This is a genomic window from Stenotrophomonas sp. GD03930, assembly GCF_029839665.1.
GTDB lineage: Bacteria > Pseudomonadota > Gammaproteobacteria > Xanthomonadales > Xanthomonadaceae > Stenotrophomonas > Stenotrophomonas forensis.
The window spans coordinates 950759-976214 of sequence record NZ_JAOCAV010000001.1 but is presented as its reverse complement, the minus strand read 5'-3'; the positions used below and the strand labels follow the sequence as shown (position 1 = coordinate 976214).

The window sequence follows — 25456 nt, the reverse complement described above, 5'->3', positions numbered from 1 at the left end:
CGGTTGCACACCGCCAGATCGGGAGGATGGACCCACGCCATCCAACGGCCCGGACATCTGCGAGGAGCGCCATGCTGCATTACGCCGTCATTTTCTTTGTCATCGCCATCATCGCCGCCGTGCTCGGCTTCTCCGGCATTGCCGGTGCTGCCAGCAACATCGCCTGGATCCTGTTTGTTGTGTTCCTGGTACTGGCAGTGATCTCGATGTTCCGCAAGCGCGGGTAGAAGACCGCAGGGTAGTGCCGGCCGCTGGCCGGCACTGTTTTCTCCGGTGGGTGCCGACCGTTGGTCGGCACGCCCTTCGTCGAGCATGGCTCGACGCTACAGAAGCTGCCTGTCAGCCCCATGGCGCTCCAGCGCCAGTTCAATCAGCCGCGTGATCAGCGTGGTGTAGTCCACGCCGCTGGCACCCCACAACTTCGGGTACATGCTGATGCGGGTGAAGCCCGGCAGCGTGTTGACCTCGTTGATGACGATCTCGCCGTCTGCGGTGAGGAACACATCCACGCGCGCCATGCCGGCACACTCCAGCGCCTGGTAGGCCTGCAGCGCGATGTGCTGGATGCGCGCCTGGGTGGCAGCGTCGATGTCCGCCGGTACCACCACGTCGGCACCGCCTTCGTTGATGTACTTGGTGTCGTAGGCGTAGAACTCGTCGTGCACTACCACTTCACCGCACACGCTGGCCTGCGGCTGCGCGTTGCCCAGCACCGCGCACTCGATTTCACGGCCGACCACTGCCGACTCCACCAGTACCTTGTGGTCATAGCGCAACGCCAGTTCCAGCGCCTCGGCAAAGCCGGCCGCCTCCTTGACCTTGCTTACGCCGACCGATGAACCCTGGTTGGCCGGCTTCACGAACAGGGGCAGGCCAAGCTGGGCGATCACCGCCTCGACATCGACAGCCGCCGCCTGATGGCGACGGATGCACAGCCACGGCGCTACCTGCAGCCCGGCATCACGCAGCAGGCGCTTGGTCACGTCCTTGTCCATCGCCACCGCCGAGCCCAGCACCGGCGAACCCACGAAGGGCAGGTTGGCCATGCGCAGCAGGCCCTGCAGCGCACCGTCCTCGCCCAGCGGCCCATGCACGATCGGCAGCACCACGTCGATCTGGCCCAGCACGCTGGCCGCATCGGACGGCTGCAGCTGCAGCTGCGCCTGCTCCGTGCCGGGAAGGACCGCCAGCGACTGCCCGGAACGATGCAGCGCGATGCGCGACGGGTCATCGGCATTGAGCAGGAAGGTGTCCGGCTGGCTCAGATGCCACTGGCCCTGCTTGTCGATGCCGACCAGCACCGGCTCGAAGCGCTCGCGGTCGAGGGCATCGAGGATGTTCTTCGCCGACTGCAGCGAAACTTCGTGCTCGGAGGACCTGCCCCCGAAGATGATGCCGACCCGGGTCCGTGCCATGGTGTTGCCATGTCCTGTGCGTTGCGTGGCCATACAGCATGAACCTTCCGCTGCCACCCAGGTGAGGCACAGATGAACCAGAATTCCATCCACGCATGGCGTGGATCTACCGTGTCGACCAAGGTCGACACCCACCCACAGCAGCAGGAACCTGTCGAAGGCGGGGTGGGTCCGGTTGCGGGGGTGTCCGCGGCATGGATGCCGCGCCCAAGCCCCCCACCCACGCAGGTAGAATGCGCACATGGCTCTCTCCCTGCTCAAGTCCCTCAAGCCGGTCGCCGGCCGCGCCCTGCAGATCGCCCTGAACCGCGCCCTCGCGCTGGATCCGGATACCCGCCATGCGCTGGCCAGCCTCGACGGCCGGCATATCGACCTGACCCTGGAAGCGCCTTCGCTGGCGATGCGCATCAGCGTCGAGGGCGATCAGCTGCGGGTTGGCCCGGTCGACACGCAGGAAGCCGATCTGGCAGTGCGCAGCAGCCTGGCCGGCGTGCTGGCGCAGTTGCCACTGCTGGCCAACGCGCGCCGCGCCGACAGCACCGGCAAGGGCCGCGTGCGCGTAGCCGGCGACGCCGAATTGGCGCGCCGCCTGCAGCAGCTGGCCAAGGGCTTCGATCCGGACTGGCAGCAGCCGTTCGTCAGCGTATTCGGCGAGGTGCTGGGCGTGCAGGTCGCCAACACCCTGCGCAGCGCGCTGCAGCACGCACGCCAGGGCGCGATCGATCTGGCCCACAGCGCTGCCGAGTTCATCACCGAGGAATCGCGTGATGTGGTGCCGCGCGCCGAGCTGGATGCCTTCCATGATGACGTTGACGTGCTGCGCGATGACGTCGAGCGCCTGGGCGCACGCGTGCAGCGCCTGCGGGGTGCCGCATGAAGGCCGTGCTTCGGGCCAGCCGCATCGGCCGGGTGATCCTGCGTTACCGCCTGGACGATCTGCTGCAGGGCACGCCGGCCGAGCGCTGGCTGCGCCTGGCCAAGCCGTTCGTGCCGCGCGCCTCGGCCGATATCGCCGCACAATCGCGCGGTGCGCGCCTGCGCCTGGCGCTGCAGGACCTCGGGCCGATCTTCGTCAAGTTCGGCCAGATCCTGTCGACCCGCCGCGACCTGGTACCGCCGGACGTGGCCAACGAGCTGACCCTGCTGCAGGACCGGGTCAAGCCGTTCGATGGCGATACCGCGCGCCGCATCGTCGAGGAAGCACTCGGCCTGCCGGTGAGCGAGGCATTTGCCAGCTTCGACACCGAACCGCTGGCTTCGGCCTCGATCGCGCAGGTGCACGCAGCGACGCTCGCCGACGGCCGCCAGGTGGTGGTCAAGGTGCTGCGCCCAGGCATCGAGAAGCAGATCGACGCCGACATCGCCCTGCTCAACTCGCTGGCCGCGCTGGTCGAGCGCACCCATCCACGTGCCGACAAGATCCGCCCGCGTGAAGTGGTGGCCGAAGTCGAGAACACCCTGGCTGCCGAACTGGACCTGCAGCGCGAAGGCGCCAATGCCAGCGTGCTGCGCCGCTTCTGGGAAAACAGCGACGATCTGTACGTACCGGAAGTGATCTGGAGCCACACCGCCGAGCGTGCGCTGACCCTGGAACGCGTATGGGGCATTCCGTCCGATGACATCGCCGCGCTGGACAAGGCCGGCATCGACCGCAAGGCGCTGGCCGCCAAGGGCGTGCGGGTGTTCTACACCCAGGTATTCCGCGACAATTTCTTCCATGCCGATGCGCACGCCGGCAACATCTGGGTCGATACCGATCCGGCGCGCCGTGCCAACCCGCGCTTCATCGCGCTGGACTTCGGCATCATGGGCCAGCTCTCGCAGGAAGATCAGTACTACCTGGCCGAGAACTTCATGGCCATCTTCAACCGCGATTACCGCCGCATCGCCGAACTGCACGTGCAGGCACGCTGGATGCCGGACCACGTGCGCATCGATGATCTGGAAGCGGCCGTGCGTTCGGTGTGCGAACCCTACTTCACCCGCCCGCTGTCGCAGATTTCGCTGGCCGAAGTGCTGATGAAGCTGTTCCGCGTGGCCCAGCGCTACCAGCTGACCCTGCAGCCGCAGCTGATCCTGCTGCAGAAGACCCTGCTGAACATCGAAGGTGTCGGCCGCCAGCTCGATCCGCAGATCGACATCTGGGCAGTGGCCAAGCCGGTGCTGGCGAAGATCCTGCGCGAGCGCTACAGCCCGCGCCGGGTGGTGCGCGAGATCGGCAAGCGCCTGCCGGAAATCATGACCCATGCGCCGGACATGCCGCGCCTGGTACACGCCTGGCTGACCCAGCAGGTGGAAGGCCGCCATGAACTGGCGATGCGCTCGCGCGATCTGGTGGCGCTCGATGCCAGCCTGCAGCGCCTGCAGAAACGCGCGGTGGGTGCGATCACCGGCGTTGGCCTGCTGGCCATCGCGGCGCTGATGTACGTGCTGCAACCGCCGGGCTGGTACTGGGGCGACGTGCCGGCGTGGAGCTGGCTGTCCGGGGCGCTCGGCGCAGTGGCGCTGCTGCGCGCGTGGTGGCGCTGAGCCCGTCAGGCTGAGGGCCGGCGGCGATGCATGCCGCCGACCCACCCCGGGTTTTTACCAGTGGTAGCCCAGGCCCACGTGCGACTGCACGCTCTGGAAGGTGTCCAGGCGGGTCTTGTGCCAGGTTTTGCCGATGCCCATGTCCAGCACCAGATGTTCGCCCAGCGGCTGGCTGCGGCGCAGGAAGGCACGCCGCGCATCGTGTTCGCGCAGCAGCAGCGGATCGGACTCTGCCGCGTAGCCGGACGTGCCGGTGCCCAGCCACAGCTGGGTTGAACCGCGGCCCTGGGCGTCCTTCAGGCGTAGCGACAGCGTGGTGCCATGGCCGTCGGGCCCATTGGACTGACGGTGCCGCTCGTGGCGCAGCGAGGCGGTCACGCGCGGGAAGTAATGCGAGGCACCCACCGACCAGCCGCTCACGTACGCGCCGGCGTGGTACTGCGCGTACTTGCCGCCCACGCTGAGCACGGTCTGAGGCGCCACCTTCCACTGCAGGTCCTGGTTGACCTGGCGGTTGACGAACACCGGATCATCGTTGGACGCGGTGACGGCGGTGCGGGTGGACAAGCGCGGGCTCCAGCGCTGGTGCAGCGAGCCCTGTACGCGGTTGCCGCTGAAGCGCCTGCTGCCAAAGTCGCGTTCACCATGGGCCAGGCCCAGGTGCCAACGGCTGTGGCCGTTGCGGCCGGCCACGTCCAGGGTCTGCACGTCGCGCTTGCCGAAGCTGTCGGTGTAGTCGGCATGGTCCAGTTGCATCGAAACACGGTCTACGCCGGCATGGGCGCTGGACACAGCCAGCAACAGGGCGCACGGCAGCGCGCCACGGAAGATCAATCGCATGGGGTTACTCCAGGGGTTGGGAATGCAGCGACTGCAGCAGCCGGTAACGGCCCGGCGGCAGGTTTCGTTCCACGGTGATGCGCGGTCCGAACTGGCTGCCCGGTGCGATGATGCGACCGGGCAGGATGATCACGCCGACGCCCAGCGAGGCGCCTTCACCGATCCACGCGCCAAGCTTGTCGCGCTGGCTGTCGATGACGGCGCCGCCGATGTGCACGGCGACCGTCGCGCCATCCAGGCGATGGTTGCTGGTGCGCACCAGCGCGCCAAGGTAGGCACCGGCATCGATACGGCTGTCGCCGATGAAGCACTGCGGACCGATGCTGACGCTTTCGCCGATCAAGGCGTTCTTCAGTTCGCTGGCAAAGCCGATGCGGGTGCCATCGCCGATGCGCAGCGGGCCACGCAGCAGCGCGTTGTTGCCGATCAGGCAATCGCGGCCGATCGATATCGGGCCCTGCAGATGGGCCCCGTCGCAGATGCGGCTGCCGGCACCGATGCGCACAGTGCCCCGCACGGTTGCGCGTGGCGACACCTGGGCGCTGGAATCAATGTGGGATGCCAATGCCGGGAGCGCATCGGCCAGGGTGGCGAGGTCATTCCACCACATGCGGGTACCTCGTCGGCTTGTCGCGCACCGGCTCGCGGCCGGTGAACAGCCCGGCAAGGCCGTGCATCACCCAGATCGCATAGGCCAGCAGTACATACAGCATCGAGAAGGCGGCGGCAGGCACCAGCCAGGCGCGGCGATGATGGATGGCGCTGATCAGCGCCAGCAGCATGACCACGCCTATCCAGAACAGCGGCATCACCGCCAATGCCAGGCCGGCGGGCCCATGCAGCATCGCCGCGCCGAACCAGACCTGCAGGGTCAGCACGATGCCGGCCAGCGCCAGCAGCATCATCGGCAGGATGCTGAACAGGCCGAAGCGGCTCAGCAGCAGGCCGCGATGCAGGCGCATGCAGACCGCATAGCCGACGATCCAGCGCCGCCATCGTCGCCATTCCTCCACCAGCGTGTTGCACTCCTGCGGGTAGACCACGCAGCGCACGCTCTGGCGCACACGGTAACCCTGCGCGACCAGCGACCAGGACATGTCCAGGTCTTCCACGCGGGTGCGGTCGGAGAAGCCGACCTTGCGCAGCACCGAGGTGCGGAACAGGCCGCACGAGCCGGAGACGATGAACGGCGCGCCGCCCAGCCACTGCTGGAAGCTGCGCTTGATCACGATCATCGGCAGTTTCAGGCTGGCACGCACATGCGGCAGGAAGCCGGCGCCCTCCAGGCTGGACGAGGGCACGCCGCCGACCGCATCGGCGCCACGCTCGATTTCGTCCAGCAGGTATCCCAGGCCATGCCCGCGCGGATCGATATGGGTGTCGGCGTCGGTCAGGAACACCTGTTCGGCCGTGGCGTGCTGCAGGCCGTGCATCAATGCCCCGCCTTTGCCGGTGTTGGCCTGGTGCACCGCCACCAGTCGCCCTGGCCAGCGTGCCTGCAGGGCATCGAGCACCGCAGCGGTGTCATCGGTGGAGCCATCATTCACGCAGATCACCCGGGCCAGGTAGGGGTTCTGCAGCAGGCTGGTCAACGAGCGCTCCAGGCACGGGGCTTCGTTGTAGGCCGGAACGATCGCATCGATGCTGTACAGCCGCGTACTCGGCCGGCGCGACAGCAGCATGCAGACACGCACCAGGATGAAGGCGCACATGGCCAGGAACAGCAGCGTTTTCATCAGAGCACCAGCCGATGGGGCAGGAAGCCCTCGCTGGGGCCGATACCGATCTGCTGCCCGCGGAACTGTGCGTGGCAGCGCAGATGGTCCTCCTGCATGTACTGGCGATCGCTCTGGCTGGCATGCTCGCGCAGGGCGTGGATCTTCAGGTCCAGCTGCGCGCTGATGTCTTCGAATACCTGGGGTGCAAACTGCGGCAGGGTGCTGGGACTCTCGTAGCAGAGGATCTGCGGGACACTGCGGCAGGCGATGATCGATGCCTCGTGGACGGTGCGGTGATCCTGGTGATGGTCCTCACCGCACATCGTGTAGACGCGATGCGGCACGAGCGTGGCGCAGGCCTGCTCGATGGCCGCGATGATGTCGTTGCGGCAGCCCGGGAAACGCGTGTCCGGAAAATCCTGCTGGATCACGTGGCCGACTCCGAGTCGGTGCAGGGCGCGGTGGGATTCATCGCTGCGGTCGATACCGGTGTGGCAGCCGCGGCCGCCGCGGCTGAGCACCAGCGCATGGATGCGCGCACCCGTGCGTGCCAGCTTGGCCAGGCTGCCACCGCAGCCGAGTTCGATGTCGTCGGGGTGGGCGCCGATTGCCAGAATGTCGAAGGCCATGGCCGTGTCCTTGCGAAAACCGAGGGAGCGGCGGGCAGGTGGAACGTCCCGCGCGAAAGAGGCGGAACTATCGCAACTCGAGCAACGCGAAAGATTAGGATCAATCTGAAAATGTGACTTGATCGGTCACAATGGTCGTCCTGACGCGGCAAATGAAAGAGGCGACGGCGATGCAGCTTTCGGTATTGAGAGACGAACTGGCACGTTTCGGTGCCGATAACGACGCACGCGAAACCGAGCGCGGCCGTCGCATGCTCAACATCACGCCGCAGACCGGCGAGTTCCTGTTGGTGCTGGTGCGTTTCGGTGCAGCACGGCGCGTGCTGGAGATCGGCACCTCCAACGGCTACTCCACGCTCTGGCTGGCCGAAGCCGCCGCCGCCATCAACGGCCACGTGACCACGCTGGAGTACGCCGAAGACAAGGTGGCGATGGCGCGAGCGACGTTCGCGCGCAGTGGCCTGGCTGAGCGCATCACGCTGGTCCACGCCGATGCCGGGCAATGGCTTGCGCAGGCCGCCGAGGCCAGCCTCGATCTGCTGTTCCTCGATTCGGACCGCGAACAGTACGCCGGCTGGTGGCCGCAGTTGCGGCGCGTGCTGCGGCCCGGTGGCCTGCTGGTGGTGGACAACGCGATCTCGCACGCCGCGCAGATGGAACCGCTGCGCGCCCTGTTGGCTGCCGACGAGGCGTTCAGCACCAGCCTGGTGCCGGTGGGCAATGGCGAGTTGCTGGCGGTGCGCAACGCCTGACTGCCGTGCCGCCCCGCTTGATCCGGTAGTGCCGGCCGCTGGCCGGCAACCGCAGCCATCCGATTGCCCGGAGGCAGCCGGCCAGCGGCCGGCTCTACCCCATTCAATGCCCAGCCCCGATAATCCTGCCGTGAGCACCGAACCTGACACCCTCGCTGCGGTCGAGACCGAAACCGCACCCCTGCAGCTGCTGCATCTGGATGAGCGCCTGGCCGTGGTCAACAAGCCGGCCGGGCTGATGGTCCACGACAGCAAGCTGGCCCGTGGCGAAGACGATTTCCTGGCCGACCGCCTGCGTGAGCAGCTGGGCCGCCCGATCTTCCTGGTCCATCGCCTGGACCGGGCGACCAGTGGCTGCCTGCTGCTGGCCTTCGACCGCGATACCGCCAGCGCGCTGGGCAAGGCGCTGATGGGCGGCGAAGTGCTGAAGGACTACCTGACCGTGTGCCGTGGCTGGCCGGCCGAACTCGCCTGGCAGGTCGACCATGATCTGGACGGCGGCCCGGGCAAGCCGGTGAAGAAGCCGGCGATCACCGATTTCCAGCGCCTGGCGACCGGCGAGCTGTCGGTGCCTGTCGGTGAATTCACCCGCTCACGCTACGCGCTGCTGCGCTGCCAGCCACAGACCGGGCGCTTCCGGCAGATCCGCCGCCACCTCAAGCACCTGTCGCACCACATGATCGGCGACACCAGCCACGGTGATGGCCGCCACAACCGCATCTTCCGCATGCAGGGCGTGCACCGCATGCTGCTGCACGCCGAGCGCCTGCGTTTCCCGCATCCCGACGGTGGCGTTGTGGACGTACGCGCGCCGCTGGACACTGGGTTCCAGAAGGCGCTGGACCTGTTCGGCTGGCAGGTGGATACCGCTTGACGGTCGTGCCGGCCGCTGGCCGGCAGCTACGCGATTCCAGATGTACTGGGGGAGCCGGCCAGCGGCCGGCCCTACCTCACTTCTTTTCCGGCTCGTTGACGATCGCTTCCAAGTCCTTCTGCAGGTCCGCGAACAGCGGCTGCATGCGCGCCTGGATGGCCACCATCACGTTCTGCATCAGCGCCGGGGTCTTGTCCAGCAGGCTCTGGCCGGCCGCACTCTCGTAGAACTCGGCCATCGCCAGCACGTCTTCCTTGCTGAAGGTCTTCTTGTACAGGTCCACGTACATCGGCCGCAGCTGCTGCCATGACAGGGCCTGGCGCAGGGTCTGGCTGGTCCGTGCCTGGATCCGCTTCAGCTGCTCCTGCTGCTGGGCGTTGAGCTGGCGCTGCGCGGCCACCTGCTGGAACTGCTGCTGCTGCATCGCCTCGATCTGCGGCAGCATGGTGTCGATCATGCTCTGCGCGCGCGAGGCCGAGAGCAGGCGGTTGATGTCGCCATCGGTCGGCGGCGCGGCCAGGGCCGGCACGCTGGCCACGGCCAGCGCCAGCAGCAGGGCGGCGCGGCGCAGCAGAGACGGCAGGGCGGGTGCGGTGCGGGTCATGCGGGCTTCCTGCGGTACATGGGACGGCCAGCATACCCGCAGCCAAGGCGAAGGCGGCGTGTTCGGTACCTGATCGGCGGCATACGGTGCGCGATGCCGCACTGCGGGGCGTGGCTGCCGCTACAATGCGCGGATGGGCAGTGGACCGGTCACCATCAGCGCGCAGCTTGAAATCCCCGACGGCGAGATCGTCGAGCGGTTCGTGCGTGCCAGTGGCGCCGGCGGGCAGAACGTCAACAAGGTCTCCACTGCGGTGGAACTGCGTTTCGACGTGGCCAACTCGCCCTCGTTGCCCGAGCCGTTGCGCACGCGCCTGCTGGCGCGGCGTGACCGGCGCATGACCGGCGAAGGCGTGCTGGTCATCGATGCGCAACGGTTCCGGACCCAGGATCGCAATCGCGAGGATGCGCGCGATCGGCTGGCGGCCTTCATCCAGGCCGGGCTGAGCGTGCCCAAACCGCGCAAGGCCACCAAGCCGACCCTCGGGTCGAAACTGCGTCGTCTGGACGCCAAACGCGGGCGCGCGCAGATCAAGCGCGGGCGCTCATCACGTGACTGGGAGTGATTGCTTGAACAACCCGACTCCGTTGCTGCCGGCCGTGCCGCCGCAGATGCCACAGGTCAAACCCAACGCCTTCCTGCGCTGGCTGGCGCGCTGCACCCTGCGCATGGGCGGCTGGAAGGTGACCGGCACCCTGCCCGACATCCCCCGGCTGGTGTTCATCATCGCGCCGCATTCGTCCAACTGGGACGGGCTGTGGGGCATGGCGGCCAAGATCGCGCTGGGCATGAAAGTGAAGGTGCTGGGCAAGGCATCGCTGTTCTGGTGGCCGCTGGGCCCGCTGCTGCACAAGCTGGGCGTGATCCCGCTGGACCGCAGCTCGCCGCAGGGCACCGTTGGCCAGGCGGTGGACCTGCTGCGCAACAACGAGAAGATGTGGTTCGCGATCACCCCCGAAGGTACCCGCAAGGCGGTGAAGGACTGGAAGGCCGGTTTCCTGAAGATCGCGCGGATGGCCGACGTGCCGATCCTGGCCGCGTACTTCCACTATCCGGAAAAGACCATCGGCATCGGTCCGTTGTTCACGCCCAGTGGCGATGACGCCGCCGACATGGCCGCCATCCGTGAGTTCTACCGGCCCTGGATCGGCAAGACCCGCGGCACGGTCTGAGCCGGCCGGCAGGCCCCGCATAGACGCCACGTCCGGCACATGCCGGGCGAGCGCGACAGGAGTAGGGTGGAGGGCTGGTATTCCATACCGTCTGCCCAAGGAGCGTTTTACATGTCGCGTACCGTAGTCCTGGCCGCCGCCATCAGCCTGGCGCTGGCGGCCTGTTCCGGCAAGGAGTCCACCCCCGTGTCCGAAGCCCAGAAGACCCCGGCCCAGCAGCCGGCCGAAGCCTCCACCAACCCGCTGCTGAGCGCCAGCACGCTGCCGTTCCAGGCGCCGCAGTTCGACAAGATCAAGGACAGCGACTACCTGCCGGCCTTCGAGGAAGGCATGCGCCAGCACCTGGCCGAGGTGCGCAAGATCGCCGACAGCAGCGAACCGGCCACCTTCGACAACACCATCGTGGCGATGGAGCGCAGCGGCGAGACCCTGACCCGCGTGTCGCGCATCTTCTTCGGCCTGGTCCAGGCCGATACCAACGACGCGCGCCAGAAGATCCAGGAAGAAGTGGCGCCGAAGCTGGCCGCGCACCAGGACGAGATCAACCTCGATCCGAAGCTGTTCGCGCGCGTGAAGTCGATCTATGACCAGCGCGACACGCTGGAGCTGGACCCGGTGCAGAAGCGCCTGGTCGAGCACTACTACGACGGCCTGGTACGTGCCGGTGCGCAGCTGTCCGACGCCGACAAGGCATCGCTGCGCAAGCTCAACGTGGAAGAGACCACGCTCTCCACCCAGTTCCACACCCGCCTGGTGGCCGCCACCGCCGCTGCCGCCGTTGTCGTCGACGACAAGGCCAAGCTGGCCGGCCTCGACGAGGATGCGATCAACAACGCGGCCGCCGCCGCCAAGGATCGCAAGCTGGACGGCAAGTTCGTGCTGCCGCTGCAGAACACCACCCAGCAGCCGGTGCTCGGCTCGCTCAGCGACCGCGACCAGCGCGCGGCCGTGCTGAAGGCTTCGGAAACCCGCGCCGAGCGTGGCGATGCCAACGACACCCGGCAGACCGTGCAGCGCCTGGCCCAGCTGCGTGCGCAGAAGGCCAAGCTGCTCGGCTTTGATACCTTCGCCGACTACCAGCTGGGCGACCAGATGGCCAAGACTCCGGCCGCCGCGCTGAAGCTGCTGACCGACACCGTGCCGGCCGCCACCGCCAAGGCCCGCGCCGAAGCCGGCGAGATCCAGAAGGTGATCGACGCGCAGAAGGGTGGGTTCCAGGTCGCTGCCTCGGACTGGGACTTCTACGCCGAGCAGGTGCGCAAGGCCAAGTACGATCTGGACGAGTCGCAGATCAAGCCGTACTTCGAACTGGACAACGTGCTGCAGAACGGCGTCTTCTACGCCGCCACCCAGCTGTACGGCATCACCTTCAAGCCACGTACCGACATTCCGACGTACAACCCGGACATGAAGGTGTACGAAGTGTTCGACAAGGACGGCACCTCGCTGGCCCTGTTCTACACCGACTACTTCAAGCGTGACAGCAAGTCCGGCGGCGCCTGGATGGACGTGTTCGTCGAACAGGACGGCCTGACCGGTGCCAAGCCGGTGGTCTACAACGTCTGCAACTTCACCAAGCCGGCCGCCGGCCAGCCTGCGCTGATCAGCTTCGACGACGTCACCACCATGTTCCATGAGTTCGGCCATGCGCTGCACGGCATGTTCTCGAACGTGAAGTACCCGTCGATCGCCGGCACCGCCACCTCGCGCGACTTCGTCGAGTTCCCGTCGCAGTTCAACGAGCACTGGGCGCTGGACCCGAAGGTGTTCGCCAACTACGCCAAGCACTACAAGACCGGCGAGGCGATGCCGCAGGAACTGGTCGACAAGATCCTCAAGGCACGCAGCTTCAACCAGGGCTATGCGACCACCGAGTACCTGTCGGCCGCGCTGCTGGACCTGGCCTGGCACACGCAGAAGGCCGACGCGCCGCTGCAGGATGTGGGCGCCTTTGAAGCCAGCGCGCTGAAGAAGTTCAAGGTCGACCTGCCGCAGGTGCCGCCGCGTTACCGCACCACCTACTTCGACCACATCTGGGGCGGTGGCTACTCGGCCGGCTACTACGCCTACTTCTGGGCCGAAGTGCTCGACCATGACGCCTACCAGTGGTTCACCGAGCACGGTGGCCTGACCGCCGCCAACGGCCAGGAGTTCCGCGACAAGATCCTCTCGCGTGGCAACAGCGTGGAGCTGTCGACCCTGTACCGCGATTTCCGCGGCAAGGACCCGTCGGTGGAGCCGCTGCTGAAGTTCCGCGGCCTGAAGTAAGTAAGAAAGCGAAAACGGCGGGGGCAGCCCCGCCGTTTTTCTTTTGCGTCGATGTCATCGATGAATTCTGCAGTTACCGCTCATCCACGCATGGCGTGGATCTACTGCAGATCGCAGGAATATGTCGAAGGTGGGGTGGGTCCGGTTGCGGGGGTATCCGCGCCATGGATGGCGCGGCTAAGCCTCCATGGACGGATTCACGGCGTCCCCCGCAAGCGGACCCACCCCGCCATCCCACGGAAATCCAGCCTTTGCTGTCGCTGTTGAGGTTGCCGGCCAGCGGCCGGCACTACCAGTGCCGGCCGCTGGCCGGCCATCACGTGCCTACGTGCACACGATTGGCCTGTTCGGCCAACCCCAGGTGATCCAGCGCGATGTCCAGCGCCAGCACGTAGCTCTGCGCGCCATATCCCGCGGCGATACCCAGTCGCTGGCCAACCCCGGCCGGCAGGCACGGTTCGGCCACCGCACCGTCGTCATGCACTTCCACGTAGGCATTGTGCAGGTACGGCAGCAGCCGCTGCAGGCGCAGGCTGTTGGCACACGCACCCGGATCGAGCAGGGTCACCTCGCCACGGCTGTGGTCGGCCACGCGCAGCGCGTCCAGCAGTTCCTGCTCCGAACCACAGGCGCGGATCGCCACGCTGGTGCCGGCGTCGATGGCGCGATGCACCAGCGACTTCAGGACCGGCGCCGGCAGCGGCATCGCGGTACGGATCAGCGCACCGGCCGCTTCCGGGCCACGGATGATGAAGATCGACATGGCTCAGCCCTCCTGCGCCAGGCGGCGGTCAACGATGGCCAGCGACAACGGGTAACCGGCCTGCTGGCTGCGCTGGTCGACCACCACTGCGGCCGGACCGTGCTGCAGGCGCAGGCGTGCATCCAGCCCCGGCTCGCTGCGGGCCTGCAGCTCGATGTACTGCGCCGGCAGCCGTTCCAGCGCCGCCTGCAGCGCGCCACCTTCGGCCTGCCACTGCGCCTCGTCGGCGGTGCCGACATCCAGCAGTACCCAGTCAGCCGAGCGCGCCTGCGGCTGGCACAGGCACTGGCGCACTTCGGACAGGCTGGCGCAGTCGCTGCACAGCACGCGATGGCCGCTCAACTGCGCCGGCAGCTGCGGGCGCGGCGCCGACGGAGACGCGTGGCGGATCACCAGGAGGGTCATACAACACCTTGCGGAATGCGCCCTGTGGCGCGGTGGGCACACGATGCGCGCGCTGGCCGTAAAGGTGCGATGCCCGCCGCCGGGCCGGGGCGTAAAACCTGCGTAACCCATGTCCCGCGCTGCCGGGAACCTGCGACGCCTGCGTGTGGTCTGATACCGCTACCGACCACCCGGAGCCTGCCATGGATGCTGTTGCCCGCCCTCCCTTTTCCGAACGTGCGCTTACCTGGCTGAAGAAGGAAGCATTGCCGCTGCTGGTGTTGCTCGGCCTGCTGGCCGCCGCGCGCGATACCCTGGCCAACCACTACGTGGTGCCCAGTGGCTCGATGCAGCCGACCCTGCAGCCCGGCGACCGGGTGGTGGTGGACATGCGTGCCTATGGCCTGCGCCTGCCGTTCACCGGCAAGGAACTGATGGCGACCGGCAGCCCGCAGCGCGGCGAAGTGGCGGTGTTCGACTCGCCGGCCGATGGCACCCGCCTCATCAAGCGCGTGGTGGCAGTGGCCGGCGACCACGTGCAGCTGCATGAGGGCCATCTGAGCATCAACGGCCAGCCGCTGCAGATCGCCGACCTGCAGGACGTGGAAGCCTTCGGCCCGCGCCGCGCCCGCCTCGATCTGGACATGGGCGGCGGCCCGGACATCGCCGATCTGGTGGTGCCGGCCGGCAAGGTGCTGGTGCTGGGTGACCACCGCGGCAACAGCTTTGATGGTCGCTTCTTCGGTTTCGTCGATGCCGACAAGGTCTACGGACGCGCCGTGGCGGTGTACTACCGCCGTGGCGAGGGTTTCGAGTGGCAGCGCCTGTAAGCTGAATTGATACTTCCTGCGTATCAATCCTGACTCATCAGGTTATGGATCGACTGGATCAACGGGCCTAGTCTGGGGCCCGTTCCCTCCCGCGCCCGGCCGTCCCCACCGGCCCATCGATCCCATGACTGGCGAAACCGCGGCGGCCGTCGAACGCCGCCCCCACACTGTCGACCCCGCTGCCGAGACCCGTATCCAGCAGGGCACGCCGGCCTTCCGGCGTACCGCGCTGGCGCTGTTCCTGGCTGGCTTCTCCACCTTCGGCCTGCTGTATACGGTGCAGCCGCTGCTGCCCGAGTTCAGCCGTCATTTCGGTGTGTCCGCTGCCGGCAGCGCGATGTCGCTGTCGCTGACCACCGGCACGCTGGCGGTGGCGATGCTGCTGGCCGGGCTGCTGTCCGATGCGATCGGCCGCCGCCCGCTGATGATCGCCGCGCTGCTCGCGTCGGCCACCCTGTCGCTGTGCACCGCACTGGTGGACGACTGGACCACGCTGCTGGTGCTGCGCACCTTGCTTGGCCTGGCGCTGAGCGGCGTACCGGCGGTGGCGATGACCTACCTGGTGGAGGAAATGGACAGCCGCGCGCTGGGCCTGGCGATGGGCCTGTACATCGGCGGCAACGCCATCGGTGGCATGAGCGGGCGCCTGCTGGCCGGCATCATCGCCGACCACTGGGGCTGGCGCTGGGGCATCGGCGTGGTCTCGATCATTGCCATCGCCAGCACCGTGCTGCTGTGGCTGCAGCTGCCGCCGTCGAGGCATTTCCAGGCCCGTCGCGGCGGCCTGCGCCAGTTGCCGTCGCGCTGGCGCGCGCTGTTCGCCGACCCCGGCCTGCCGTGGCTGTTCGCCACCTCGTTCGTGCTGATGGGTGTGTTCGTCACCCTCTACAACTACCTGGGCTACCACCTGCTGGCACCGCCGTACCACCTCAGCCAGACCGTGGTCGGGCTGATCTTCAGTGTGTATCTGGTCGGCACCTTCAGTTCGGCATGGATGGGCCAGCAGGCCACGCGCTACGGGCGCGGCCGCATCCTGTCGATCTCGTTCGCACTGATCGGCGCCGGCATCGCACTGCTGGCGATGCCGTGGCTGAGCACGATGGCTCTGGGCATCGCACTGGTCACGTTCGGCTTCTTCGGTGGCCACTCGGTGGCCAGCAGCTGGGTTGGCAGCCGCGCCGGCACGATGCGCGCCGAAGCCTCGGCGCTGTACCTGTTTGCCTACTACCTTGGCTCGAGCGTGCTGGGCGGGGTGGGTGGGCTGGCCTACACGGCCTGGGACTGGCGGGGGGTGTGCGCCTTCGCTGCCGTGCTGACCCTGATCGGCGGCGGTATCGTCTGGGCGCTGCAGCAACGCGCCCCGCAGCCGGTGACGGCGTGATCCAACGCGTACGGTAGTGCCGGCCGCTGGCCGGCATGCGGACCCATGTGGAATTGCCGGCCAGCGGCCGGCACTACCGGTGGGCTGCACGCTTACCCTTCCGCGAACGCTTCACGCAGCAGCGTGGCGAAGTTGCGGATCAACGGCGTCACCCCTTCGCGGCGCCATGCCAGCTGCACTTCCGAATGCGCACCGGCATCGGCGAGCGCCACGAAGCGCGCGCCTTCCACGCGGATGTGATCGCACGACGACGGCAGGATCGCCGCGCCCAGCCCGGCCGCGGCCAGGCTGATCAGGGTTGAGGCTTCACCGGCCTCCTGCACGATGCGCGGCGTGAAGCCCGCCGCCGCGCACAGCGCGATCATGTGGTCGTGGATACCTGCACCGGCGCTGCGCCGGAACGCCACGAACGGCTCCTGTGCGAAGTCGCGCAGTGACAGCGTGCCCTGCTTCGAGAGCCGGCGCAGGGCCGGGTGGCCGGCATGCACGATCAACGCCAGCGGATCGACGAACAGGCTGTGCGCCACCAGCTCGGGTGGCAACGTGCGCTTGCGGATGATGCCCACGTCCAGGCTGCCATCGAGCAGCGCATCGATCTGCTGCAGGGTGTTCATCTCGCTCAGCTGCAACCGCACCTGCGGATACTGCTGCCGGTAGTGCAGGATCGAACGCGGAATCTGCGGTGACAGCGGCGTGGCCCGGGTCAGCCCGATATGCAGCTCGCCCTGCTCGCCGCGCTGCGCGCGCTGCACCTCGTCCACCGCCGCTTCCACCTGCTGCACGATGGCCCGTGCCCGTTCCTGCAGCAGCTGCCCGGCGGGAGTCAGCTGCACGCGGCGATGGCTGCGCACGAACAGGCGCGCCCCGATCAGTTCCTCCAGCTGGCGGATCTGCTGGCTGAGCGGCGGCTGCGACATACCCAACCGCTCCGCCGCCTGGCCGAAGTGCAGCGTATCGGCAACGGCGAGGAAGTAGCGCAGGTGGCGCAGTTCGATGGACATGGGCCCAGTGTATTCATCGTCAGCCGGAAATGAATCAGAGATGGGATCCGATCCCGTGCCGACCAACGGTCGGCACCCACCGACAGCAGCGACCAACTGTCAGAGGCGGGGCGGAGTGGGTGGGCAGGACCGTTGGCGCCATGGATGGCGCCATCGAGCCCCCATGGATGGGTTTACGGCGTGTCCTGCCCACCCACTCCGCCCCGCCATCCCACGGAATGCCCGCTGTTGCTGTTGAGGTTGCCGGCCAGCGGCCGGCACTACCCAAATACCCCTACCGCTCGGAATGCCCGCTCTGGTCGTAATCGCGCGGACTGAACAACTCCGGCTGGATCATCTCGATGAACGCCCGCGCCTGCGCCGACAACGCCTTGCCGCGGCGCACGATCACCCCGTAGCTGCGCTCGGGGAACCAGCGCTTCATCGACCGCGCCGCCAGCCGCTCGTGGTCGGCTTCGTTCAGGCACAGCGCCGGCACGATGGAAATGCCCATGCCCATCGCCACGTACTGCTTGATCACCTCCCAGCCACCGACCTCCAGCGCCACGGTGTAGGCGATGCGGTGGCGCTGGAACACCTGGTCGACCAGGCGGTAGGTGATCTGCCGCTTCGGCGGCAGCACCAGCGGATGGCGCGCGATGTCGGCCAGCTCCAGCTCGCCGCCACTGGCCAGCGGATGGTCGTGCGGCGCGATCAGCACCTGTTCGAAGCGGTAAGCCGGGGCATAGCTGAGGTCGGCCGGCACATCGGTCATCGAACCGATCGCCAGGTCGGCGGCATCCTCGCGCAGCAGGTCGGTGCCATCGGCACTGATCGCGTTGTGCAGGGTCAGGCGCACGTCCGGATGATGCATCCGGAAGCGCTCGACGATCTTCGGCAGCAGGTACAGGATGGTCGAACTGTTGGCGGCAATGTTCAGCTCGCCCGCATCCAGCCCGCGCACCTTGTCGCGGAAGCGCGCCTCCAGCCCGTCCAGGTTCTCCACCAGCGGCTGCGCCATTTCATACAGCAGCTGGCCCTCGCGGCTGGGCACCAGGCGCCGCCCGCTGCGCTCGAACAGCGGCACCCCCAGCTCCCGTTCCAAGGCCTGCAGCTGCAGGCTGATCGCCGGCTGGCTGACGAAAAGTGCCTCAGCCGCTCGTGAGACCGAACCCAGCCGCACCGTCTGGCAGAACGCGCGCAGCGGTTTCAACCGGTCAGATTTGTAGGAAAAACGCGGACTTGGCGAGGGGCGTGTGGTCATCGCGTCACAAGTATTAGCACAGTTTATGTAGAACATTGCAAAAACTGTTTTGCCAAATACTCGGCCCCGGCGGCACCGTGGAGACGTTCCCCCACTGCTGGAGTCGCCTCATGTCCGCCGTCGCTTCCGCTGTTCCCACCCCCGCTGCCAAGGCCACCCCCGGCATCGCCCTGGCGACCCGCGTGGCCGGCCAGGACACCGTGCTGCCGGCGCCGCTGCTGGCCCTGCTGGTGTCGCTGCACCGCGCGGTGGAACCGGGCCGGCAGGCACGACTGCAGGCGCGCCGCGAACGCCAGGCGTTCTTCGACCAGGGCGGCCTGCCGGATTTCCGCGAAGACACCGCCGCGATCCGCAGCGGCGACTGGACCGTCGCGCCGCTGCCGGACGCATTGCAGGACCGCCGCGTCGAGATCACCGGCCCGACCGATCCGAAGATGGTCATCAACGCGCTGAACTCCGGCGCCAAGGTGTTCATGGCCGACTTCGAGGATTCGACCTCGCCGACCTGGCGCAACCTGCTGGCCGGGCAGCAGTCGCTGGCCGCCGCCGTGCGTGGTGACCTGGAATACACCGCACCCAATGGAAAGCACTACCGCCTGCGCCCGTACGACGAACAGGCGGTGCTGATCGTGCGCCCGCGTGGCTGGCACCTGGACGAGAAGCACGTGCGCATCGATGGCCAGTTCATCGCCGGCGGCCTGTTCGATGCGGCGGTGTTCGCGTTCCACAATGCGCGCGCGCTGCAGGCCAAGGACCGCGGCCCGTACTTCTACCTGCCCAAGCTGCAGAGCATGGAAGAGGCCGCGCTGTGGGAGACCGCGCTGTCGCACATCGAGGGCATGCTCGGCCTGCCGCACGGCCAGATCAAGGTGACCGTGCTGATCGAAACGCTGCCGGCGGTGTTCGAGATGGACGAGATCCTGCACGCGCTGCGCGACCGTATCGTCGGCCTGAACTGCGGGCGCTGGGACTACATCTTCTCCTACCTGAAGACCTTCCGCCGCCACGCCGACCGCGTGCTGCCCGAGCGCGGCCAGGTGACCATGACCCAGCCGTTCCTGAAGGCGTATTCGGAACTGCTGATCCAGACCTGCCACCGCCGCGGTGCGCATGCGATGGGCGGCATGGCCGCGCAGATCCCGATCAACAACGATGCGGCCGCCAACGAACAGGCGATGGCCCGCGTGCGCGCCGACAAGCTGCGCGAAGTAACCGCCGGCCACGACGGTACCTGGGTCGCGCATCCGGCGCTGATTGCGGTGGCGATGGCGATCTTCGACGAGCACATGCCTACCCCGAACCAGCACAGCGTGCTGCGCCAGGATGTGCGTGTCGGCCGCGACGAACTGATCGCGCGGCCGCCTGGCACCATCACCCGCGCCGGCTTCGAAGGCAACGTGGAAGTCTGCGTGCGTTACCTGGCCGCATGGCTGGATGGCAACGGCTGCGTGCCGATCCATCACCTGATGGAGGACGCGGCCACCGCCGAGATCAGCCGCAGCCAGCTGTGGCAGTGGCTGCACACGCCGGGCCAGCAACTGGACGACGGCACCGCGATCGACCTGGCCCTGCTCGATGCCACGCTGGCGCAGCTGCCGGCGCGGCTGGGCGATACCGCCGCGCTGCCCGGTGGCGCACGCATCGGCGAGGCCATCGCCCTGCTGGGCGAACTGAGCCGCAGCGACGAACTGACCGATTTCCTGACCCTGCCGGCCTACGCACGCATCGACTGATCGAGCGCCCGCGTTCCACCGCCGCTTCCCTCCCCGCTGCACGCACCAACCGAACTGGAGAAAGACATGAGCAAGCTGCCCACTGCCGAACAGATCCAGCACGACTGGGATACCAACCCGCGCTGGGAAGGCATCCAGCGCAACTACAGCGCCGCCGACGTGGTGCGCCTGCGCGGCACCGTGCACATCGAGCATTCGCTGGCCCGCCTGGGCGCGGAAAAGCTGTGGGCATCGCTGCATGAGCGCGAGTTCGTCAACGCGCTGGGTGCGCTGACCGGCAACCAGGCCATGCAGCAGGTCAAGGCCGGCCTGAAGGCGATCTACCTGTCCGGCTGGCAGGTGGCGGCCGACGCCAACCTGGCGGGGCAGATGTACCCGGACCAGTCGCTGTACCCGGCCGATTCGGTGCCGGCGGTGGTCAAGCGCATCAACAACACCCTGCTGCGCGCCGACCAGCTGCACCATGCCGAAGGCAAGGACGACATCGATTTCCTGCAGCCGATCGTGGCCGACGCCGAAGCCGGTTTCGGCGGCGTGCTCAACGCCTTCGAACTGATGAAGGCGATGATCGAGGCCGGTGCTGCAGGCGTGCACTTCGAAGACCAGCTGGCCTCGGTGAAGAAGTGCGGTCACATGGGCGGCAAGGTGCTGGTGCCGACCCGCGAGGCGATTGAAAAGCTCAACGCCGCGCGCCTGGCCGCCGACGTGCTGGGCGTGCCGACCCTGCTGGTGGCGCGCACCGATGCCGAAGCTGCCGATCTGCTGACCAGCGACATCGACGGCAACGACAAACCGTTCGCCACCGGCGAGCGCACCGTGGAAGGCTTCTACAAGACCCGCAATGGCCTGGACCAGGCGATCAGCCGCGGCCTGGCCTACGCACCCTACGCCGACCTAGTGTGGTGCGAGACCGGCAAGCCGGACCTGGAGTTCGCGCGCAAGTTCGCCGAGGCGATCCATGCGAAGTTCCCGGGCAAGCTGCTGGCCTACAACTGCTCGCCCAGCTTCAACTGGAAGAAGAACCTGGACGACGCGACCATTGCGAAGTTCCAGCGTGAACTGGGCAGCTACGGCTACAAGTTCCAGTTCATCACCCTGGCCGGTTTCCACGCGCTGAACTACGGCATGTTCAACCTGGCCCACGGCTATGCGCGTCGCCAGATGAGCGCCTTCGTCGAGCTGCAGGAAGCCGAGTTCGAAGCGGCCGAGCGTGGCTTCACCGCGGTCAAGCACCAGCGCGAGGTCGGCACCGGCTACTTCGACGCGGTGACCCAGGCGATCCAGCAGGGCCAGTCGTCGACCACCGCGCTGACCGGCTCGACCGAGGAAGAGCAGTTCCACGGCGGCCGCAGCGAGCGCGCGGCGTAATCGGTAGTGCCGGCCGCTGGCCGGCAACCACGTACCACAGGGAAGCCGGCCAGCGGCCGGCGCTACTGAAGCTTCGAAATCCGATCAGGGTGGCCAGGGAAGGGCCAGACAACGCCGGCCGGTCGGGGGACCTGCCGGCGTTGTTGTATCGGTGGAACAGCGGTGAACGCGGACAGCGTCAATCCGGCGCACCCCCTGCGCGGCAACTTGGCCGAAACCCTGTGAAGACGGCCATCGGATTGATCCGGCAGGACTTTTGGGCAGGTGACGGTGGCCAGAACGGGCCACCGCGCATCTTCACATCGGAGCAGCGCGCCGGAAGGTTCAAAATGAGATAGGGCGCACACTTTAAAGCGATGCTATGCTCCGCGGCTCACCAGGGGACGCTGGCGGCGGGTGCAGGGAATGACCGGCAGGGGTGCGGCCGAGAACAGTGATGTGACGTCAGGTATCGCCCGCGTGGCGATGGCCGAGATCGTGCACGCGCTGCTGTCCGATGCCGAGGTGACATTGTTCGCCAGATTCGCCCGCCCATGCAAGCTTCATGCCGGACAGTGGCTGTTCCAGCGGGGCCACCGTGGCGAACGCATGTATGTGATCCTCGAAGGCCAGATCGAACTGGACTTCGGCGAAGACCTGGTGATCAAGACCCTCGGCCAGCATGAGTTCTTCGGCGAACTGGGCCTGCTGGTGGGCGACCACCTGCGCAGTGCCAGCGCCCGCGCCCTGGCCGACTGTGAAGTGCTGGAACTGGGCCCGGCCGATTTCCATCGCCTGGTCGAATCCGATCCCGGCCTGGTCGCCTACTTCCTGCGCCGCACGATCATGCGCGTGCTGACCAACGAACAGGCCCTGATCAGCCAGCTGCGCCGGCGCAACCATGATCTGGAAACCGCGCTGGACAACCTGTACATCACCACCCATCAGTTGACCCATACGCGCGAGCTGGTGCGTACCGATGAACTGACCGGGCTGCACAACCGCCGCGGCCTGACCCTGTACCTGCAGGAATGCCGCACCGAGCAGGAAGGGCTGCCGCAGGCCTTGCTGCTGATCGACTGCGACCGCTTCAAGCAGATCAATGACCGCCATGGCCACCAGGCCGGCGACCGCGTGCTGCAGAGCATGGGCAACATCCTGCGCTCGATGGCCGGCGAGCAGGACCTGGCCTGCCGGCTCGGCGGCGACGAGTTCTGCCTGATCCTGCGCCGTGGCAACCACGAAATCGTCCAGCACGCGGCCGAGTTCATTCTGAGTGCGGTGCATGGCCTGCTGGAACGCAGCCATGGCACGCCGCACGTGAGCCTGGTCAGCATCGGCGCCAGCCTGCTGCCGCCGGATGCCGGCTGGAGCGAATGGTATGCCAGCGCCGATCGCGCGCTGTACCAGGCCAAGCGCGATGGCGGCAACTGCCTGCGCTGGGTGGATGATCTGGACGGCCCATAGGGAGAGGCAGGCAATGAATGGCGACAACGGAACGTCAGCCCCGCATAGCCCCCAGCTACGCGCCCTGTTGTTCACCGATCTGTGTGATTCGCTGCAGCTGGTCGAGCGGATCGGCGATGTGGCGGCCGCGAGCCTGTTCCAGGAACACGATCGGTTGGTGCTGGTGCTGCAGCACCGCTGGAACGGCCAGCTGATCGATCGCTCCGACGGATTGTTCATGCTGTTCGAGCGCGCCATCGATGCGCTGGGCTTCGCATTGGACTACCAGCGCGAACTGCATGGGCTGGGCCAGCAGCGCTCGATTGAACTGCGTGCGCGTGCCGGCCTGCACGTGGGCGACGTGCTGACCTGGGACAACAGCCCCGAAGCGGTCCGCGCCGGCGCCAAGTCGATGGAAGTGGAAGGCCTGGCCAAGCCGATGGCGGCGCGCCTGATGATGCTGGCACGCCCGGGCCAGATCCTGTTGTCGGCTGTGGCCGAATCGCTGACCCACCGCGCCACCGATTCGCTCGGCGAGCGTGGCACGCGCCTGCTGTGGAAGTCGCACGGACGCTGGCGCTTCAAGGGTGTGCCGGTGGTGCAGGAAGTGATCGAAGTGGGCGAGATCGGGTCGGCGCCACTGCGCATGCCGCGCTCCAATGCCAAGGCACGCCGCGATCTTCCACTGTGGCGGCAGCCGGTGGTGCTGGCCGCCGAAGGCCTGGTGCTGGCGGTGCTGTTGCTGGGCGGCTGGCTGCTGCTGCGGCCGGAACCGGCGATCGCCTTCGCCGAGCGCGACTGGGTGGTGCTGGCCGATGTCGACAACCTGACCGGTGACCCGATCTTCGACGAGTCGATGCGGCACGCGATCCGGATCGCGCTGGAGCAGTCGCGGTACGTGAACGTGCTGTCCGAGGGCAAGGTCCGCGAGAGCCTGGAGATGGCCCGGCTTTCGGGCGATACCCGGCTGAGCCGGGATACCGCAGTCGACGTGGCAGTGCGCGAAGGCGCGCGGGCCGTGCTGTTGCCGACCGTGCGGCAGAAGATCGGCGGCTACGAGCTGGCCATCGACGTCGCCGCACCGGGTAGCGGCCAGGTGATACAGACGTTTACCGCCACTGCGGATCGATCCGATCAGATGGTGTTCGCGGTGGACGACGTGGTCGGGCGCCTGCGCCGTGGCCTGGGCGAGTCTGTGGCGAGCCTGGAACAGTCGTTGCCGCTGCCGCGGGCTTCGACCCAGGACCTGCGCGCCCTGCGTGCGTTCGCGCTGGCCGAGAACGCACTGGGCCAGCGTCGCTTCGAGGAAGCACGCAACCTCTACCAGGCGGCGATCGATATCGATCCTGGCTTTGCCCTGGCCTACATGGGCGTGGCCAAGCTGCTGGCCCGCACAGCGCAGGTCCAGCAGGCGCGTGACGCGCTGGAGCACGCGCTGGCCCAGCAGCAGCGCCTGCCCGCGCGCGAGCGGCTGTACCTGAAGGGCTGGCAGGCCGAACTGGAACCCGGTGGCTGGCCGCTGGAGCAGTGGCGCGCACTGGCCAAGATCTATCCGGATTCGTTTGCGGGACTGTCCAATACCTCCTGGGCGCTGCTGCAGGACAATCGCTTCACCGAGGCCGAGCCTTATGCGCGCGCGGCGACGGTGCCTCAGGACCCGTTGCGGCTGTACCCGATGATCCATCTGGCGCGGGCACAGTTGGGCGTTGGCCAGCCGCAGCAGGCAATGCGCACCTTGCATCAGGCACAGATACTGCGCGGCAATGATGAGGCCGACGACCTGGAGGTGGACGTACTGGTTGCGCAGGGCCTGGACGCACAGGCGCAGCAGGTGTTGATGCGGTTGCCGCGGGGGGATGACCTGCAGCAGCGCATGCGGCTGCGGGCGCACCTGCTGGTATCTGCGGAGCAGCGTGATTGCAGCAGCCTGCATGCCGCGGTTGCTGCGGATGGTCCAGCACCGGAGCTGATCGACTACCAGATCCATCAACGCCTGCAGCACGCTACGGTGACCACGCTGTGCACGCCCGGCGACGTGAAGGAGCTTGAATCCATCGCCGCCGTACTGCGGCCGCTGCTGCGCAGGAACGACGATTCCGCCGTGGGCAGCCGCAGCCTGCAGCTGCTGGCCCTGACCTATCTGGCCCAGCGCCAGGGCCAGCATGCGCTGGCCGCAGAGTGGCTGCGCGACCATGGCGAACTGCTGGAGCGGCAGCGCAGCCCGGTGGTGGGCAAGTGGCGCCGCGTGGTGCTGGCGATGGCCGAGCTTGCACAACAACGGCCGCAGGCGGCGCGCCATCTGCTCGAGCCCAGCTTTGATGGCAGTGAGCCGGTGCAGGCCCATGTCGTGCTGCTGCAGGCACTGCGTGCCGAGCAGGATGCTGCCGGCGTGCGCCGCGAACAGGCCTGGCTGGCCCGGCACCACGGCCAGGCCATTGCCGAGGTGGCGTCCATGCAGGTCTGGCAGCCCCTGAACGTGCACGACATCGCCACGGAGGCGACGTCGGTGCGGCTGCCGCGCTGATGC

General features: G+C 67.5%; 24 protein-coding genes. 14 read left to right on the top strand and 10 right to left on the bottom strand.

Going from position 1 to position 25456, the window contains the following annotated elements; genetic code table 11:
* Positions 1 to 71 precede the first annotated feature (71 nt).
* Positions 72 to 227: a DUF1328 domain-containing protein gene (locus N5C18_RS04575; RefSeq protein WP_004153593.1), complete on the top strand. Its 156-nt coding sequence runs from the start codon at positions 72 to 74 to the stop codon at positions 225 to 227.
* Between the two features lie 96 nt (positions 228 to 323).
* On the opposite strand, the gene ddlA is transcribed toward N5C18_RS04575, so the two are convergent.
* Positions 324 to 1415 carry a D-alanine--D-alanine ligase gene (gene ddlA, locus N5C18_RS04570; RefSeq protein WP_279943941.1) on the bottom strand — a complete coding sequence of 364 codons (1092 nt, stop codon included), beginning with the start codon at positions 1413 to 1415 and terminating at the stop codon, positions 324 to 326.
* A 241-nt stretch (positions 1416 to 1656) separates the two neighbouring features.
* On the opposite strand from ddlA, the gene N5C18_RS04565 reads away from it, so the two are divergent.
* Both N5C18_RS04565 and ubiB read left to right on the top strand, forming a co-directional pair.
* Positions 1657 to 2292, top strand: coding sequence for an SCP2 sterol-binding domain-containing protein (locus N5C18_RS04565; protein WP_004153599.1), 636 nt, complete (start codon positions 1657 to 1659; stop codon positions 2290 to 2292).
* Entirely contained in the window at positions 2289 to 3944 is a 1656-nt protein-coding gene (ubiB, locus tag N5C18_RS04560; protein WP_279943940.1) for a ubiquinone biosynthesis regulatory protein kinase UbiB, read from the top strand. Before N5C18_RS04565 ends, ubiB begins: the two co-directional genes overlap by 4 nt.
* A 54-nt stretch (positions 3945 to 3998) precedes the next feature.
* Here ubiB and N5C18_RS04555 read toward each other — a convergent pair whose 3' ends face one another.
* Genes N5C18_RS04555 through N5C18_RS04540 form a run of 4 tightly spaced genes read right to left on the bottom strand, consistent with a single transcriptional unit; the run spans position 3999 to position 7131 of the window.
* Positions 3999 to 4784 (bottom strand): YaiO family outer membrane beta-barrel protein, encoded by a 786-nt coding sequence (locus N5C18_RS04555; protein ID WP_279943939.1) that lies wholly within the window; start codon positions 4782 to 4784, stop codon positions 3999 to 4001.
* Positions 4785 to 4788: 4 nt separating this feature from the next.
* Positions 4789 to 5394, bottom strand: coding sequence for an acetyltransferase (locus N5C18_RS04550; protein ID WP_279943937.1), 606 nt, complete (start codon positions 5392 to 5394; stop codon positions 4789 to 4791).
* Positions 5381 to 6520, bottom strand: coding sequence for a glycosyltransferase family 2 protein (locus N5C18_RS04545; RefSeq protein ID WP_279943935.1), 1140 nt, complete (start codon positions 6518 to 6520; stop codon positions 5381 to 5383). Before N5C18_RS04545 ends, N5C18_RS04550 begins: the two co-directional genes overlap by 14 nt.
* Complete coding sequence (locus tag N5C18_RS04540) at positions 6520 to 7131, bottom strand: PIG-L deacetylase family protein (RefSeq protein ID WP_197564892.1); 612 nt, start codon at positions 7129 to 7131, stop codon at positions 6520 to 6522. The genes N5C18_RS04545 and N5C18_RS04540 overlap by 1 nt, the downstream gene beginning before the upstream one ends.
* A 170-nt stretch (positions 7132 to 7301) precedes the next feature.
* Here N5C18_RS04540 and N5C18_RS04535 point away from each other — a divergent pair, with 170 nt between their 5' ends.
* Together N5C18_RS04535 and N5C18_RS04530 are read left to right on the top strand one after the other, a co-directional pair.
* A complete protein-coding gene (locus N5C18_RS04535; RefSeq protein WP_279944507.1) occupies positions 7302 to 7883 on the top strand; it encodes an O-methyltransferase in 582 nt (193 codons plus the stop codon).
* A 130-nt stretch (positions 7884 to 8013) separates the two neighbouring features.
* Positions 8014 to 8757, top strand: a complete 744-nt coding sequence (locus N5C18_RS04530) for a pseudouridine synthase (RefSeq protein WP_279943932.1) — start codon at positions 8014 to 8016, stop codon at positions 8755 to 8757.
* A gap of 76 nt (positions 8758 to 8833) precedes the next feature.
* Here the strand turns inward: N5C18_RS04530 and N5C18_RS04525 are convergent, their stop codons facing one another.
* Positions 8834 to 9361: a DUF2059 domain-containing protein gene (locus N5C18_RS04525; RefSeq protein ID WP_010487093.1), complete on the bottom strand. Its 528-nt coding sequence runs from the start codon at positions 9359 to 9361 to the stop codon at positions 8834 to 8836.
* 133 nt (positions 9362 to 9494) lie between these two features.
* Between N5C18_RS04525 and arfB the strand changes: the two genes are divergently transcribed.
* The 3 genes from arfB to dcp all read left to right on the top strand — a co-directional run bounded on the left by arfB (position 9495) and on the right by dcp (position 12801).
* Positions 9495 to 9926 (top strand): alternative ribosome rescue aminoacyl-tRNA hydrolase ArfB, encoded by a 432-nt coding sequence (gene arfB, locus N5C18_RS04520; protein ID WP_004153612.1) that lies wholly within the window; start codon positions 9495 to 9497, stop codon positions 9924 to 9926.
* Positions 9927 to 9930: 4 nt separating this feature from the next.
* Positions 9931 to 10533: a lysophospholipid acyltransferase family protein gene (locus N5C18_RS04515; protein WP_008266991.1), complete on the top strand. Its 603-nt coding sequence runs from the start codon at positions 9931 to 9933 to the stop codon at positions 10531 to 10533.
* A gap of 111 nt (positions 10534 to 10644) precedes the next feature.
* Complete coding sequence (gene dcp / locus N5C18_RS04510) at positions 10645 to 12801, top strand: peptidyl-dipeptidase Dcp (RefSeq protein ID WP_164242897.1); 2157 nt, start codon at positions 10645 to 10647, stop codon at positions 12799 to 12801.
* 316 nt (positions 12802 to 13117) lie between these two features.
* On the opposite strand, the gene N5C18_RS04505 is transcribed toward dcp, so the two are convergent.
* On the bottom strand, positions 13118 to 13564 hold the full coding sequence (locus tag N5C18_RS04505) for a 3-dehydroquinate dehydratase (RefSeq protein ID WP_004153636.1): 447 nt from the start codon (positions 13562 to 13564) through the stop codon (positions 13118 to 13120).
* A gap of 3 nt (positions 13565 to 13567) precedes the next feature.
* Entirely contained in the window at positions 13568 to 13969 is a 402-nt protein-coding gene (locus N5C18_RS04500; RefSeq protein WP_279943930.1) for a hypothetical protein, read from the bottom strand.
* Between the two features lie 182 nt (positions 13970 to 14151).
* On the opposite strand from N5C18_RS04500, the gene lepB reads away from it, so the two are divergent.
* Both lepB and N5C18_RS04490 read left to right on the top strand, forming a co-directional pair.
* The gene (lepB, locus tag N5C18_RS04495; protein WP_279943929.1) at positions 14152 to 14778 is read left to right on the top strand and encodes a signal peptidase I; all 627 of its coding nucleotides are present in this window, start codon (positions 14152 to 14154) and stop codon (positions 14776 to 14778) included.
* Between the two features lie 124 nt (positions 14779 to 14902).
* On the top strand, positions 14903 to 16159 hold the full coding sequence (locus N5C18_RS04490; protein WP_279943927.1) for an MFS transporter: 1257 nt from the start codon (positions 14903 to 14905) through the stop codon (positions 16157 to 16159).
* Between the two features lie 92 nt (positions 16160 to 16251).
* On the opposite strand, the gene N5C18_RS04485 is transcribed toward N5C18_RS04490, so the two are convergent.
* Both N5C18_RS04485 and N5C18_RS04480 read right to left on the bottom strand, forming a co-directional pair.
* The gene (locus N5C18_RS04485; RefSeq protein WP_053448493.1) at positions 16252 to 17160 is read right to left on the bottom strand and encodes a LysR family transcriptional regulator; all 909 of its coding nucleotides are present in this window, start codon (positions 17158 to 17160) and stop codon (positions 16252 to 16254) included.
* Positions 17161 to 17434: 274 nt separating this feature from the next.
* Complete coding sequence (locus N5C18_RS04480) at positions 17435 to 18403, bottom strand: LysR family transcriptional regulator (protein ID WP_274511675.1); 969 nt, start codon at positions 18401 to 18403, stop codon at positions 17435 to 17437.
* Positions 18404 to 18513: 110 nt separating this feature from the next.
* Here N5C18_RS04480 and aceB point away from each other — a divergent pair, with 110 nt between their 5' ends.
* The 4 genes from aceB (at position 18514) to N5C18_RS04460 (ending at position 25453) form a co-directional block, all read left to right on the top strand.
* Positions 18514 to 20136, top strand: a complete 1623-nt coding sequence (aceB, locus tag N5C18_RS04475) for a malate synthase A (RefSeq protein ID WP_279943924.1) — start codon at positions 18514 to 18516, stop codon at positions 20134 to 20136.
* A gap of 66 nt (positions 20137 to 20202) precedes the next feature.
* Entirely contained in the window at positions 20203 to 21504 is a 1302-nt protein-coding gene (gene aceA / locus N5C18_RS04470) for an isocitrate lyase (protein ID WP_004153647.1), read from the top strand.
* Between the two features lie 405 nt (positions 21505 to 21909).
* The gene (locus N5C18_RS04465; protein WP_164240599.1) at positions 21910 to 22950 is read left to right on the top strand and encodes a GGDEF domain-containing protein; all 1041 of its coding nucleotides are present in this window, start codon (positions 21910 to 21912) and stop codon (positions 22948 to 22950) included.
* Positions 22951 to 22963: 13 nt separating this feature from the next.
* Complete coding sequence (locus N5C18_RS04460; protein ID WP_279943922.1) at positions 22964 to 25453, top strand: putative peptide modification system cyclase; 2490 nt, start codon at positions 22964 to 22966, stop codon at positions 25451 to 25453.
* Positions 25454 to 25456: the final 3 nt, after the last annotated feature.